We start from the raw sequence: 13,709 nt of genomic DNA, 5'->3' as shown, positions 1-13,709 counted from the left end.
TCAGACCAGCCGCCTCAGCCCGGCGCCGTCGCCGACGAGCCGACCGGCCACCTCTCCTCGGGCGGGCTTGCCCGTGGGGGTGCGCGGCAGGTCGCCGATGGCGTACCAGCGTCTCGGCCGCTGCGCCGGGTCGAGTCCCTCGCGGGCCACCACCTCCAGCGTCGCGCGCGCGGGCGGCGAACCTTCCAGGACGGCGGTCACGACCGAGCCGAGCAGGGGGTGCGGCGAGCCGACGACGACGACGTCGGTGACGCCGGGCACGCCGCGCAGCACCGCCTCGACGTCCTCGGGCACCACGGTCGCGCCCCCGGTCTGGATGGCGCCGTCACCGCGCCCGCGCAGCCGCAACGGCTCTCCCGGCAGGTACGGCTCGGCACGGTCACCGACGCTCATCCAGCCGGCCCCGTCGGTCTTCAGCGGGCCGGCGGCTCCCGCCAGGTAGCCCTGGGCCAGCCACGGCGACCGGGCCCACACCTCGCCGTCGCGTACCTGGATCTCGACCTCGGGAAAGGGCCGCAGGCCCGTGCCGTCGGCGTCGACGGCGACGAACGACAGCTCGGTCGCCCCGTAGTACGACACGACCCTGACACCGGCCCGCGCGGCGGCGTCCCGTGCCTGAGGAGGCAGCGCGGCGCCGCCGACGACGGCGGTGCGCAGCCGACCGCCGCCGTCCGCCAGGACGTCGAGGACGGCGGGCAGCAGGTGCGGCACCACGTGGACGACCGTCGCCCGGTGGAGCAGGGAGGTCGGCACGCCCGTCGTCCGGCGTCCCGGAAGGACGACCGTCGCGCCGACGGCCAGCGCGTGGACGGCCGCGAAGGCGTACAGGGAGGAGACCAGCGGGCCCGGCACCAGCACGACGTCGTCGGGGCCGATGCCGGCCAGCGCGCTCAGGTGCGGGAAGGAGCCCGTCCACGACGCGCGGGTGCGCACCACGGCTCGTGGCCGTCCGGTGCTGCCCGAGGTGAGGCACGCCCACGCCGGGTCGTCGCCGACGGGCTCGCCCGCCGGCCGCGCGCTCGCGGCTGACGGGAGGGGCGCGTCGATGTGCCGGTCGACGGGGAGCGCGGGGATCACCCGCGCGCGCTGGTCCGCGTCGCACAGCAGCGGCGTGGCGCCGGCCAGGTCGGCGGCGAGCACGGCCACGAGCTGGTCGACCGGGTCGGACAGGGTGATCGCCACCAGGCCTGCGCCGCCGAGGGGCCTGGTGCTCACCTCGTGCCACAGCTCGGCGTAGGTGAGGGAGCCGGCGGGACCGTGCAGCGCCGGATGGTGAGGGCGTTCGGCGGCATGGCGCCGGACCAGGAGAGCGACGGGCATGGGCTGGCTCAGCCGGCCTTCACCCGCTCGCGATGGACGGCGGGGACGGCGGCGGGGTAGGCCCGCTGCGTGCCGCGCGCCACGATCGACGCGATCACCGCCTTGGCGACGTCGCCGGGCACGAACGCCATGCTGAGGAGTGCGGCCTGGGCGAGCGGCAGCCCCATGACGGCGGCCTGGACCGGGATGCCGATCAGGTAGATCACGCCGACGCCGCCCGCGAGGCACGCCACGAGCAGGCGGACGCTGCCGGGTGAGGCGCCGCCGCGCTCGACGATCCAGCCGGTCAGGGCCGCTCCGGGGATCCAGCCGAGGAGGAAGCCCACCGAGGGCCCGGTGAACACCCCGAGGCCGCCGCGTCCGCCGGCGAGGAGCGGCAGGCCCGCGGCGACCAGCAGGATCAGGACGGCGACGGCGAGCGCGCCACGCCAGGAGCCGAGGATGGCGCCGGCCAGCATCACGCCGAACGTCTGCAGCGTGATGGGGACGGCGTTGCCGAAGACGTTCAGCGCCCCGGGCAGGCCGAGGACGGCGATCAGCGCGGCGAAGACGCTGATCCGGGCGAGATCCGCCGTGCGGAAGCCGCGGCGGTGGGGCCGTGTCTGCATCATGCGTCCGATCCCACACCAGGACGCCCTGATCGAGCATGGAGGTTTCCTACAACGATTCCGATGCGGATCTGGGCGAACGGGACGTGACAGAGCGAGGATTTGTTGGTGATCGTTAGGCGGGGGTGCTGCGATGTCCGATCGTACGTCGTCGCCGGCACCGGACGCCCGGTAGGGGGCGACGGGGGCGCGGGTATACGGTGCCCTCTGGTCGTCGTGGCCGAGGAGCGTGGGCCGGAACGCCGGCCGGACTCCGGTGTGCTCGTGGGAGGTGGGCGTGGACGGGGCGGCGCTGACGCGGCGGGGGCTGCTCGTCGGGATCGGGGCGGCCGGTGGTGCGGGAGCGATGTACGCCGCCATGGGCGCGCTCGGCCTGGCCCCCGACGAGCAGGACAAGAGCTTCACCCCGCCCCGGCCCGGCGACTTCGCGCTGCGGGGCCGGGCCGCCGCCAAGGTGGTCGTCCTCGGCGCCGGGGTGGCCGGCCTGACCGCGGCCTACGAGCTGGGCAAGGCGGGCTACGACTGCACGGTCCTGGAGGCCAGGACCAGGGCCGGTGGCCGCAGTCTCACGCTGCGCCGCGGTGACCGGCTGACCGAGCTGAACGGCCCGGCGCAGGACGTGCGGTTCGGCGAGGGGGTGTACTTCAACGCCGGGCCCGGCCGCATCGCCCCCTGGATGGTCACTCTCGACTACTGCCGCGAGCTGGGCATCCCCATCGAGACATTCGTGAACAGCAACGCGAGCGCGTACGTCCACACGAACGGCAGGACCGTCCGGGCCCGCACCGCCCGAGCCGACATGTATGGATATGTCGCGGAATTATTGGCCAAGGCGACGAACGTGGGCGCGCTCAACCGCACGCTCACCAAGGACGACCGCGAGCGGCTGCTGGAGTTCCTGCGCCGGTTCGGCGACCTCGGACCGCGCTTCGGCTACGAGGGCTCGCCGCGACGCGGTTTCGACAGGTTCCCGGCCCTGGACGGCGGCGTCCCCGTCGCGGGCCCCGGCTCGCTGCACGAGGTCCTCGCCGCCGCCACCGGCCGGGCGATCACCAACGACTTCGGGTACGAACAGGCCACGCCCATGTTCCAGCCGGTCGGCGGCATGGACGCGATCGTGACGCGGCTCGCCGAGGCGGTAGGCGCCGACCGCATCAGGACGGGCGCCCGCGTCACCCGGATCACCGACCTGGCCGACGGCGTCGAGGTGACCTGGAACGGCGGCGCCGTCAAGGCCGACTACTGCGTCGCCACCCTCCCGCCCCACCTGCTCGCCAAGATCCCGCACAACCTGGGGGCCCAGGTGACCGCGGCGCTGCGCACGCCCGTGCCCGTCGCCACCGGCAAGATCGGCCTGGAGTACGGCAGACGCTGGTGGGAGCTGGAGGACCGGATCTACGGCGGCGTCACCGAGACCGACCTCGACATCACCCACATCTGGTACCCCTCCCACGACTACCACGCCGAACGCGGCGTGCTCGTCGGCTACTACAACACCGACGAGCACGCCGAGCTGTACGGCGCGCTCACCCCCGATGACCGCAGGCGCCGCGCCGTCACCCAGGGCCGCAAGATCCACGGCGACAGGTACGGCGAGGGGCTGCTGTCGGCCGTCTCGATCGCCTGGGAGCGCCAGGAGCACATCCAGGGCGGCTGGGTGCGCTGGCCCTCCGTTGATTCGTCGTTCACTCTTCTGCAACGCCCCGCCGGAAGGGTCTACTTCGCGGGCGACTGGCTCACCCGTCTCATCGCCTGGCAGGCGGGGGCGATGGAGTCCGCCCGCGACGTCGTCACGCGCCTGCACCAACGGGTGCTGCAGTCGTCGTGACGTCGCGCGCGCTGCCCGCGGGACCGGCGTAGGGTCCTTCGGGAGCGACCGAGGAGATGGGATGACGTTGCACTGGACACCGGCGACCGAGCGGACCGACCTGCTCGCCGACCCGGTGGCGCGGGCCGTGACGGCGTTGGGCGCCGGCGCGGCCGGGCCGTCCGAGGTGGCCGAGATCGACCCCGAGCTGGCCGACACGGCGGCGTTCTGCGAGCGCTACGGCGTCGCCCTCGACGCGTCGGCCAACTGCGTGGTCGTCGCCGCCAGGCGGGGCGGCGAGACCCGCTACGCCGCGTGCATGGTCCTCGCGACGATGCGCGTCGACGTCAACGGGGTGGTGCGCAGGCACCTCGACGCGCGCAAGGCCAGCTTCGCGCCGATGGCGCAGGCGGTCGAGCTGACCGGCATGGAGTACGGCGGCATCACCCCGCTCGGCCTGCCGGCCGACTGGCCGATCCTGGTGGACACGCACGTCGCCGAGCACCCCAGGGTGGTGATCGGCAGCGGTGTGCGCCGCTCGAAGCTCGCCGTGCCCGGAGCCACGCTCGCCGGCCTGAAGGGCGCGGAGGTGCTCGCCCTGTCGACCTGAGCCGGCGGCCCCGCGTCGCGACGTCCGCGGGCGGCCGGCACCCCCGTGAACGTAGCCAATTCGAGACCGTGGGATGGGAAACCGATGGGGCTCAGCCGGACGTTGTACGAGTGGGAATGTGGCCTCGTGGTTCATCTCGTGGGCGGGGATTAAGCCGGTATGGTGCTTCATGCCATGAACGATGACCGACTTGGCCCTTACCGGCTGCTCAGGCGGCTGGGTGAGGGCGGAATGGGCGTGGTCCACCTCGCCGTCGACCCGCAGGGGCGGCAGGTGGCCGTCAAGGTCCTGCGCTCCGAGGTCGCCGGTGACGAGGTCGCCAGGCGGCGCCTGTCGCGCGAGGTCGAGACCATGCGCCGGGTCCGTGGCAAGTACATCGCGGAGGTGCTCGACGCCGACGTCACCGGTCATCGCCCCTACATCGTGACCCGCTACGTCGCCGGGCGCGCCCTCGACGAGATCGTCAAGGACGAGGGCCCGCTGGAGCTGCCCGCGCTGCTCCGGATCGCGCACGGCGTGGCCTCCGCGCTGACCGCCGTCCACGCGGGCGGCGTGATCCACCGTGACCTCAAGCCCGGCAACGTGCTGGTCGTCGACGGCGACCCGATCCTCATCGACTTCGGCATCGCGCAGGCGGTCGACGCGACGCGGCTGACCCAGACGGGCATGTTCATCGGCACGCCGGGCTTCCTCGCCCCGGAGATCATCGAGGGCCAGGAGGCCGGGCCGGAGGTCGACGTCCACGCCTGGGCCGGCACGCTGCTCTACGCCGCCACCGGCCAGCCGCCGTTCGGCAAGGGCACGCTGGAGATGATCTTCTACAACATCACCGCGGGCAAGGCGGAGATCGGCGCGGCGCCCGCGCCCCTGCAGCCGCTGCTCAAGGCCGCGTTCCAGCGCAACCCGGCCAAGCGGCCCAAGGCGGCCGAGCTGGCCGAGCAGACCGCCCGGATGCTGCCCAGGTCGTTCAGCGGCGTGCCGGACGAGATCTCCACCGTGCCGCGTCCCGACCTGCCGCCGCCCACGCCGAGCGACAGCAGGCTCGACAGCAGGCCGGCGTACGAGATCTCCACGCCGCCCGTCACGCCCCGGCGGCTGCTCGACGGCCGGTCGGCGCCCATGGCCCCGCACCAGAGCCCGGCACACCAGAGCGCCCCGCACCACGGCGGCCCCCACCAGAGCCCGCCACACCAGAGCGGCCCCCACCAGAGCCCGGCACACCAGAGCGGGCCCCACCACGGCCTCCCGCCGCAGCCGCACCCCGGCCCCGGCGAGCCGTCCGGCCGTCCCGTGACGGGTCCAGGCGCCCCGCCGTACGGCGCCGGACCGCACGCCCAGGGCGGACCGGCGCCGGACCAGCCGTACGTCTCGCTGCTGCCCGACCAGGGCGACCCGTGGCCGACCCGGCGCGTCACGCCCGAGGAGCTGCGGCGCATCCAGGAGGAGGGCGCGCCGCCGCAGCCGTGGCAGCAGTCCCAGGCGGCCGGTCCGCCCCAGGCGCCCGCGTACGAGGGAGACGTGCCCACCCGGCGCGTCCGTCCCGACACGCCCGACTACGGCCGCCCGAGCGGTCAGGGCTTCGCCTCCGGACCGCACTCGTCCGGCTACCCGCCCGCCTCCGGCCCGCACCCCGCACAGCAGCGCCCCCTCCAGCAGCAGCCGCCCCCCTACATCCCGGCCCAGCCCCAGTACCCCCCCGACCCCCAGACCAAGCGAGAGCCGTTCATCCCCGGCGCCCGGCCGGGCCAGGCGCTCCAGCGCTCCAAGGCGTACGGCGTGGCCGCCGCGATGCTGCTCGTCGTCATGGCCGCCGCGGCGGTCGTGGCCCCCGTCCTGGTGGCCGTGGTCGCGGTCCCGGCCGCGGTGCTGCTGCGCGCGGCCGACCTGGCCCAGCGCGACCTCACCGCCCGCCGCTCCACCGGGGCGGCGGCGCTCGACGTGGTCCGGGTGTTCGCCCACCCGCGGGCGCTGGCCAAGTCGGCGGGCATCACGCTGGCGCTGACCCTCTACGCGCTCATCCTCGGCCTGCCCGTGACGTTGCTGCTCACCGTGGTGCTCGGCGCCGACGCGCACGACGCGCTGGCCTGCGGCGCGGCGGTGGCCCTGGTGACCGTCTGCGCGGGCCCGGGGGTGGAGGGACCTGGCCGCCAGATGCGCAGAACGCTCTCATCCCTCGTACCCTCGACAACAGCGGCGATGGTGCTGGCGGGAGTCCTCGCGGTGAGTGCCGCGCTCTCGCTGCTCCTCGCCTACTACACGATCGGGGCCGAGGCATGGCGGGCCGTATGGGCTCCGCTGGACGTCGGGCCGGTGGTCGAGCAGCTCAACGGACTGAAAGGGGACTCGGGGGGATGACGCGGGGACGGTGGCGATGAGCGGGGGCGACACCCAGGCGCCGGAGCGGATCGGTCCTTACCGGGTGGTGCGGAAGATCGGCGAGGGCGGCATGGGCGTCGTCCACCTCGGCGTCGACGCGGAGGGCCGCGAGGTGGCCATCAAGGTGCTCCACCCGCACGTGGCCGCCGATCTCAAGGCGCGCGACCGGCTGACCCGCGAGGTCGAGACGATGCGCCGGGTACGCAGCCCGCACGTGGCCGAGGTGCTCGACGCCGAGCTGGTCGGGGGCCAGCCGTACGTGGTGACCCGGTTCGCGCCCGGGCGCACGCTGGAGGACACGGTGCTGACCGACGGCACGCTCCCGGCGCGCGAGGTCATCAAGCTCGCCCAGGGGCTGTGCCAGGCGCTGGTGGCCATCCACGCCGCCGACGTGATCCACCGCGACTTCAAGCCGTCCAACGTCATGCTGGTGGACGGCGAGCCGCTGGTCATCGACTTCGGCATCGCCCATCTGGTCAACGCCACCCGGCTGACCCAGACCGGGATGTTCGTCGGCACGCCCGGCTACCTCGCGCCGGAGATCATCCGCGACACGGAGATCACCCAGGCGGCCGACGTGCACGCGCTGGCCTCGACGGTGTTCTTCGCCGCGACGGGCGGGCCGCCGTTCGGCACGGGCACGTTCGAGGCGGTCTGCTTCAACATCATGGAGGGCCGCGCCCAGCTCGACAAGGCGCCGGCCTGGCTGCGCGGCTGGCTCGCGCGGGCGCTCGACGTCGAGCCGTCGGCCCGGCCGAGCGCGCAGGAGCTGCTGCGGATGGCGCGGGCGCTCGACCCGGCGGTGACCACCTTCAACGAGACGCCGCCGGAGGCGCCGCCCGCCAAGGGCACGACGAAGAAGCTGTCGACCCGCACGCGGGTGATGGACTCCTTCTCCGACCTGCTGCCGCCGGTCGAGTACGACCGGCCCAAGCCGCGCCGCGAGGAGCGCAGGGAGGAGCGCCGCGAGGAGCGGCCACCCCCCTACGTGCCCGCGCCGATGCCGGCCCGGCCGGCGCCGCGCCCCGACCAGCGGGTGGCGGGCTATCCCGCCCCGGCGGCCCACCGCCCGGTCACGGCCCCGCCCGCGCCGCAGCCCACGCGCGAGTCGCGGCGGCAGGCCGCCGCCCGGCAGCGCCCCTCTCCTCCGCCCTACACGCCGCCCGGCGAGCGCAAGCGCTACCCGGTCGGCAGCGGGCTCACCGGCGCGCTGCTGCTGGTCACGCTGGTCGCCCTGACCGTCATGATGCCCGTCACCGTCGGCGCGGTGGCCGTGGCCGTCGCGCTGGTGCTGCGGGTGGGCGAATACCTCTTCGGCGACCTCGTCAAACGGCGTCAGGTGCGCGGCTCCAGCGCGGCCGACCCGCTGCTCGTCCTCGTCGGCACGCCCTGGGCACTGGTGAAGGCGTCGCTGGTGACGCTGGTGCACGTGCCGCTGGCGATGCTGTTCGGGGTGTGCGCCTGGGGGCTGTTGCGCTGGGGCGGCGGCATGAGCGTCAACGAGGCGGCCGCCTGGGCGGCGGGCGCGTTCTCGGCCGGCCTGTTCCTGCTGCCGGGCGGGGGTGCGCCGCGCCAGGCCGTCACCCGCACGCTGACCGGTGTGCTGCGCAGCCCAGGCGCCGCCACGGTGGCCCTGCTCGTCGTGGGCACGGCCGCGCTGCTCGCGGTGATGTTCGCGCTGGGCCAGAACACGGTGTGGGCGCCGTGGCAGCCGCCCGACGACGCGATCAAGGACTTGACGAGGAGCGCTCAGGACAGCGTGGTCGGGCTGATCAGCGGGTTGATCGGCTCCCTGCTCGACTCGCTGGGGCTGGGCTTCCTCGCTCCCTGGGCCTGAACCGGTGGCGGGCGGGCGGCCCGCCCCTGAGCGGGTTGTCGGGCGGGCGACCTTGATCGGAGGGGAGTCCCGGAGCGCCTTCGGGGGGAAGGATGGGGTATGAGCGATCGTCTCGGCCCGTACCAGCTCCTGTCCAGGCTCGGATCCGGCGGGTTCGGCGAGGTGCACCTGGCGCTCGACCCCGAGGGCCGCACGGTCGCGGTGAAGGTGCTGCACCCGCACGTGGTGGCCGACGCCGGGGCGCTGGCCCGGCTGGCGCGCGAGGTCGAGACCATGCGCCGGGTGGGCGGGCCGCACGTGGCCGAGGTGCTCGACGCCTCACTCGACGCCTCATCCGACGCCTCGGCTGACGGGGTTCGGCCCTACCTGGTGACCCGCTACGTCCAGGGCAGGCCGCTCAGCGCCGTGCCGGTGCCCGTGACGGGCCTGCGCGAGCTGGCCGCCGGGCTGGCCGGCGCGTTGCTGGCCATCCACGAGGCCGGGGTGGTGCACCGCGACCTCAAGCCGGCCAACGTGATGATGGCCGACGGGCTGCCGGTGGTCATCGACTTCGGCATCGCCAGCGCGTTCGACTCGCTGTCCGTGACCGCCTCGGGCGCGGTGGTGGGCACACCCGGCTACCTGGCCCCCGAGGTGCTCGAAGGGCGCGAGGCGGGCCCGGCGGCCGACGTGTTCTCGTTCGGCGCCACGATGGCCTACGCGGCGACGGGTCGCCGGCCGTACGGGCAGGGGCCGGCCTCGGCGGTCGCCTACCGGGTCGTGCACCACGAGCCCGACCTCGACGGCGTCCCCGGCTGGCTGGAGCCGCTGCTGCGCGACTGCCTGGCCGCCGACCCGGCCGCGCGGCCCACGGCCGCGCAGATCTGCGAACGGCTGGGCGTGGATCCGGCCGCGGCCGTCCCGCCGCCTCGGCGGCGCGTCGCGCGGTCACGTGGTGGCGACGTGCACGAGCTGGACACGCGGCAGTGGCGGCCCGGCGACCGGGCGCGACCGGGCTCCCCCGAGGAGACCAGGGGGCGGCACCGGGAGAAGGTGCGCAGGCGCTGGGTGATCGGTTCGGGGCTGTTCGTCTCGCTGCTGTCGGCCGCGGCCTGGGAGCCGCTGCCCGAGGTGGCGCTGTTCCTGCTGGCGGGGTACGCGCTGGCGGTCGTGGCCGACGCGGGCGTGGCGCTGTTCGCCCGCGCCCCGTACCTGCGTGGCCGGATCGTGGTCGATCTCGCGGGGATCGCCGGCGCCGCCGGGCTCTGCTTAGGGCTCAACGCGGCCTTCAGCACGTTCACGCTGGCGCTGTTCGCGGGAACCGCGCTGGTGGCGGGCATTGTCTTCCTGCTCTCGGCGTGACGGCCGGTCGCGGATCCAGGACCGGAACAAAGTTCGGTAGGGTGGGATGGGTTACGATTTGCGGTGAAGCTACCCGTGGGTAACATGACGGCGGAGGCCGGGGCGAACCCCGCGCACCCGCTGTCGGAGGCCCACAGGTCACCTGGCACTCTGGACAGCATGCAACCAGCGCCCGTCGCACCGTCGCGGCGGCGCACGCGAACACGGGAGGTCGGCCACCGGCCATGAACATCGTCGTCTGCGTGAAGCAGGTCCCTGACACGGCGACCGAGCGCAAGCTGCGGTCCGATGACAAGACGCTCGACCGCGACGCCGTGGACGGCGTGGTCAACGAGCTTGACGAGTACGCGGTCGAGGAGGCCCTGAAGCTCAAGGAGGCCCACGGCGGTGAGGTGACCGTCCTCACCATGGGCCCGGGCAAGGCCACCGAGACCATCCGCAAGGCGCTGGCCATGGGCGCCGACAAGGCGGTCCACCTCAGCGACGACGCGCTGCACGGCTCCGACGCGCTGTCCACCTCCTACGCGATGGCGCAGACGCTGAAGAAGATCGGCTTCGACCTGGTCATCCTCGGCTCGGAGTCCACCGACGCGCGCACCGGCGTGCTGCCCGCGATGCTGGCCGAGCGGCTCGGCGCCCCGCAGCTCACCCTCGCCCGCAAGGTCGACGTCAGCGGCTCCTCGATCACCATCGAGCGGCTCACCGACTACGGTTTCGACCGGGTCGAGGCCACGCTGCCCGCCGTCGTCTCCGTGGTCGAGAAGATCAACGAGCCGCGCTACCCGTCCTTCAAGGGCATCATGGCGGCCAAGAAGAAGCCGGTCGAGACGCTCGGCATCGCCGACGCCGAGATCGCGGCCGACCAGGTGGGCCTCGGCGCGGCCTGGTCCGAGGTCGTCGAGTTCGCCCCGGCCCCGCCGCGCGCGGCCGGCACCATCGTCAAGGACGAGGGCGACGGCGGCGCGAAGGTCGCCGAGTTCCTCGCCTCCAAGAAGTTCATCTGAGAACGGGGGTTTTACTGATATGTCGGAGATTCTCGTTCTCGTCGAGCACGTCGACGGTGAGGTCAAGAAGGTCACGCTGGAGCTGCTGACCCTGGCCCGCTCCCTCGGCACGCCCGCCGCCGTCTGGGCCGGCCCGGGCATCACCGCCGACGCCAAGGCCAAGCTGGCCGAGTACGGCGCCGACAAGATCTACGTCGCCGGCTCCGGTGACGTGGTCGACCACGTGGTCGCCCCCAAGGCGGAGCTGCTCGCCCAGCTCGTCGCCGACAGGTCGCCGGCCGCGGTGCTCGTGGCCGCCACGGCCGAGGGCAAGGAGGTCGCCGGCCGCCTCGCGGTCAAGACCGACTCCGGCGTCATCACCGACGCCGTCGGTCTGCGGGAGGGCTTCGTGGCCGACCAGTCGATCTTCGGTGGCGGCGTCAACGTCCAGTCGCGGGTGCGGCGCGGCACGCCGATCGTCGCCGTACGCCCCAACTCGACGGCCCCCGAGGCCGCCGCCGGGGCCGGCGCCGAGGAGGAGGTGACCGTCTCCCTGAGTGACGGCGCCCGGGCGGCCAGGATCGTCGAGCGCGTCAAGCAGGAGAAGGGCGCCCGCCCCGAGCTGACCGAGGCCGCGATCGTGGTCTCCGGCGGCCGCGGCGTCGGCTCGGCCGAGAACTTCGCCGTCATCGAGGCGCTGGCCGACTCGCTGGGCGGCGCCGTGGGCGCCTCCCGGGCCGCGACCGACGCCCAGTGGTACCCGCACCAGTTCCAGGTGGGCCAGACGGGCAAGACGGTGTCGCCGCAGCTCTACATCGCGGCCGGCATCTCCGGCGCCATCCAGCACCGGGCCGGCATGCAGACCGCGAAGAACATCGTCGCGATCAACAAGGACCCGGAGGCGCCGATCTTCGAGCTCGCCGACTACGGCGTCGTGGGCGACCTCAACCAGGTCGTCCCGCAGCTCACCGAGGAGATCAACAAGCGCAAGTAGCCGGTCGGAACGAAGACAGAGGGCGCCGCACATCGTGCGGCGTCCTCTGTCATGTGAGGATTCCACGTGTCATAAAAGGCTGACGCCGCCCGGGTCAGAGCCAGCCCATGTCGCGGGCGCGGCGGACGGCGGTGTGGCGGTTCTCCACCGCGAGCTTCGTCACCGCCGACGACAGGTAGTTGCGCACGGTGCCCTCCGACAGGTGCAGCTCGCGGGCGATCCGCGACACCGGCGCGCCGGAGGCGGCCACGCGGAGGGTGTCGAGCTCACGCGGGGTCAGCGGGCACTCCCGCATGGAGAGGGCGTCGGCGGCCAGTTCCGGGTCGATGTAGCGGCCGCCCTCGTGCACCTGCCTGATCACCCGGGCCAGGGTGGCCGCCGGGTTGTCCTTGCCGACGAAGCCGCGCACGCCCGCCGCCATCGCCCGGCGCAGGTAACCGGGGCGGCCGTACCCGGTCACGATCACCACCCGGCAGGTCGGCGCCACCTCGGCGATCCGCTCGGCGGCGGTGAGCCCGTCGAGGCCCGGCATGTCGATGTCGAGCATGGCCACGTCCGGCCGCAGCTCGCCGACGAGGCGGACCGCCTCGTCGCCGCGGCCGGTCTCGGCCACGACCTCGATGCCCGGCTCGGTGCCGAGCAGCGCCGCGAACGCGCCGCGCACCAGGTGGTGGTCCTCGGCGAGCAGCAGCCTGATCACGCGGTCCCCCCGGCCAGCGGCACGGCGGCGCTGACGCGGAACGCTCCGCCGCCCGCCTCCGTGGTCAGCGAGCCGCCCGCCGCCGACAGCCGTTCGGCCAGACCGGTCAGGCCGTTGCCGCGCGCCACTTTGGCGCCGGCCGGCCCGCCGTCGTTGACCATCTCCAGGATCACCTGGTCCTCCTCGATGTGCACGGTGACCTCGCACCAGCTCGCGGCGCTGTGGCGCAGGACGTTCGTGACGGCCTCACGGGCGACCCAGCCGAGCGGCACGTGCACGTGGCGGGGCAGGTCCGCGGGCAGCTCGGGCCGGTCGCAGCGGATGCCGGCCGCGCCCAGCACGGCGACCACGCCGGCCAGCTCGGTGTCGAGCGACATCGCCCGGTAGCCGCGCACGACCTCCCGCACGTCGTGGACGGCCGCGCGGGAGATCCGCTGGATCTCGGCCAGCTCGGCGCACGCCTCGCCGGGGCTCGTACGGACCAGCCGCTCTCCCAGCTCGGCCCGCAGCGCGATGGCGTGCAGGGTGTGGCCGAGGGTGTCGTGCAGGTCGCGGGCGAAGCGCAGCCGCTCCTCGTCCACGGCGCGGCGGGCCAGCTCCGCCCGGGCCTCACGCAGGTCGTCCACCACGTGGCACAGCCAGGCCACGCCGTACGTCGTGGGAGCCATGAAGGGCATCGCCACGGCCCCGATCGGCAGGGCGAGCGGCAGCGGCATCCCCGAGACGAGCATCACGAGGATCGCGGCGACGGTCGCCGCGAGCGTGACGGCCCAGGTGACGGCGGCGCGGGTGAAGACGACCGAGGCCGCCGAGATGAAGGCCATCGGCAACGCGATCCAGCTCACCCCGGCGAACAGCGGAACGCCGTAGGAGATGACGGCCACCACGCCCACGTCGAGACAGTGCCGCCAGGTCAGCCTGCGCAGGAACGCGGCCCACAGGACCCGCGCGTAGCAGACGGTCAGGAGGGTGCCGAAGCCGGCGGCCACCGGGACGATCCACCCGGACCCCGTCTCCATCGCCATGCCGGCGGCGGGCACGGCGAGCATCGCCACCATGGACCCGGCGAACAGGGTCACCGCCACCCCGGCGATGACCCTGGTGCTGACCACGCGCGCCTTCATCGGCCCCAA

General features: G+C 74.1%; 11 protein-coding genes. 7 read left to right on the top strand and 4 right to left on the bottom strand.

What is annotated here, in order from left to right:
- A complete protein-coding gene (locus tag ACGF0J_RS23600; protein ID WP_393149111.1) occupies positions 1-1,320 on the bottom strand; it encodes a class I adenylate-forming enzyme family protein in 1,320 nt (439 codons plus the stop codon).
- Positions 1,321-1,328: 8 nt separating this feature from the next.
- A complete protein-coding gene (locus tag ACGF0J_RS23595) occupies positions 1,329-1,931 on the bottom strand; it encodes a biotin transporter BioY (protein ID WP_393149110.1) in 603 nt (200 codons plus the stop codon).
- 226 nt (positions 1,932-2,157) lie between these two features.
- On the opposite strand from ACGF0J_RS23595, the gene ACGF0J_RS23590 reads away from it, so the two are divergent.
- The 7 genes from ACGF0J_RS23590 to ACGF0J_RS23560 all read left to right on the top strand — a co-directional run bounded on the left by ACGF0J_RS23590 (position 2,158) and on the right by ACGF0J_RS23560 (position 11,876).
- The gene (locus tag ACGF0J_RS23590; protein ID WP_393149109.1) at positions 2,158-3,756 is read left to right on the top strand and encodes a flavin monoamine oxidase family protein; all 1,599 of its coding nucleotides are present in this window, start codon (positions 2,158-2,160) and stop codon (positions 3,754-3,756) included.
- Between the two features lie 61 nt (positions 3,757-3,817).
- Positions 3,818-4,345 carry a YbaK/EbsC family protein gene (locus ACGF0J_RS23585; protein WP_393149108.1) on the top strand — a complete coding sequence of 176 codons (528 nt, stop codon included), beginning with the start codon at positions 3,818-3,820 and terminating at the stop codon, positions 4,343-4,345.
- A gap of 174 nt (positions 4,346-4,519) precedes the next feature.
- Entirely contained in the window at positions 4,520-6,700 is a 2,181-nt protein-coding gene (locus tag ACGF0J_RS23580) for a protein kinase (RefSeq protein ID WP_393149107.1), read from the top strand.
- A gap of 16 nt (positions 6,701-6,716) precedes the next feature.
- On the top strand, positions 6,717-8,558 hold the full coding sequence (locus ACGF0J_RS23575) for a serine/threonine-protein kinase (protein WP_393149106.1): 1,842 nt from the start codon (positions 6,717-6,719) through the stop codon (positions 8,556-8,558).
- Positions 8,559-8,657: 99 nt separating this feature from the next.
- The gene (locus ACGF0J_RS23570; RefSeq protein WP_393149105.1) at positions 8,658-9,899 is read left to right on the top strand and encodes a serine/threonine-protein kinase; all 1,242 of its coding nucleotides are present in this window, start codon (positions 8,658-8,660) and stop codon (positions 9,897-9,899) included.
- Positions 9,900-10,123: 224 nt separating this feature from the next.
- A complete protein-coding gene (locus ACGF0J_RS23565) occupies positions 10,124-10,903 on the top strand; it encodes an electron transfer flavoprotein subunit beta/FixA family protein (protein WP_393149104.1) in 780 nt (259 codons plus the stop codon).
- A 19-nt stretch (positions 10,904-10,922) separates the two neighbouring features.
- Positions 10,923-11,876 (top strand): electron transfer flavoprotein subunit alpha/FixB family protein, encoded by a 954-nt coding sequence (locus tag ACGF0J_RS23560; RefSeq protein WP_393149103.1) that lies wholly within the window; start codon positions 10,923-10,925, stop codon positions 11,874-11,876.
- Between the two features lie 94 nt (positions 11,877-11,970).
- On the opposite strand, the gene ACGF0J_RS23555 is transcribed toward ACGF0J_RS23560, so the two are convergent.
- Together ACGF0J_RS23555 and ACGF0J_RS23550 are read right to left on the bottom strand one after the other, a co-directional pair.
- On the bottom strand, positions 11,971-12,576 hold the full coding sequence (locus tag ACGF0J_RS23555) for a response regulator transcription factor (RefSeq protein WP_393149102.1): 606 nt from the start codon (positions 12,574-12,576) through the stop codon (positions 11,971-11,973).
- On the bottom strand, positions 12,573-13,700 hold the full coding sequence (locus tag ACGF0J_RS23550) for a sensor histidine kinase (protein WP_393149101.1): 1,128 nt from the start codon (positions 13,698-13,700) through the stop codon (positions 12,573-12,575). The genes ACGF0J_RS23555 and ACGF0J_RS23550 overlap by 4 nt, the downstream gene beginning before the upstream one ends.
- Positions 13,701-13,709: the final 9 nt, after the last annotated feature.

The organism is Nonomuraea sp. NPDC047897 (genome assembly GCF_043204415.1).
In the GTDB taxonomy this organism is placed as follows: domain Bacteria; phylum Actinomycetota; class Actinomycetes; order Streptosporangiales; family Streptosporangiaceae; genus Nonomuraea.
Note: the sequence above shows the minus strand (reverse complement) of the source record. Positions and strands in the feature narration are given on the sequence as shown.

What these genes read in the sequence shown, in the direction of transcription:
- ACGF0J_RS23585 (WP_393149108.1), top strand. Translation starts at nt 3,818, where the DNA reads ATGACGTTGCACTGGACACCGGCGACCGAGCGGACCGACCTGCTCGCC.
- ACGF0J_RS23570 (WP_393149105.1), top strand. Translation starts at nt 8,658, where the DNA reads ATGAGCGATCGTCTCGGCCCGTACCAGCTCCTGTCCAGGCTCGGATCC.
- ACGF0J_RS23565 (WP_393149104.1), top strand. Translation starts at nt 10,124, where the DNA reads ATGAACATCGTCGTCTGCGTGAAGCAGGTCCCTGACACGGCGACCGAG.
- ACGF0J_RS23580 (WP_393149107.1), top strand. Translation starts at nt 4,520, where the DNA reads ATGAACGATGACCGACTTGGCCCTTACCGGCTGCTCAGGCGGCTGGGT.
- ACGF0J_RS23575 (WP_393149106.1), top strand. Translation starts at nt 6,717, where the DNA reads ATGAGCGGGGGCGACACCCAGGCGCCGGAGCGGATCGGTCCTTACCGG.
- ACGF0J_RS23550 (WP_393149101.1), bottom strand. Translation starts at nt 13,700, where the DNA reads ATGAAGGCGCGCGTGGTCAGCACCAGGGTCATCGCCGGGGTGGCGGTG.
- ACGF0J_RS23595 (WP_393149110.1), bottom strand. Translation starts at nt 1,931, where the DNA reads ATGATGCAGACACGGCCCCACCGCCGCGGCTTCCGCACGGCGGATCTC.
- ACGF0J_RS23600 (WP_393149111.1), bottom strand. Translation starts at nt 1,320, where the DNA reads ATGCCCGTCGCTCTCCTGGTCCGGCGCCATGCCGCCGAACGCCCTCAC.
- ACGF0J_RS23560 (WP_393149103.1), top strand. Translation starts at nt 10,923, where the DNA reads ATGTCGGAGATTCTCGTTCTCGTCGAGCACGTCGACGGTGAGGTCAAG.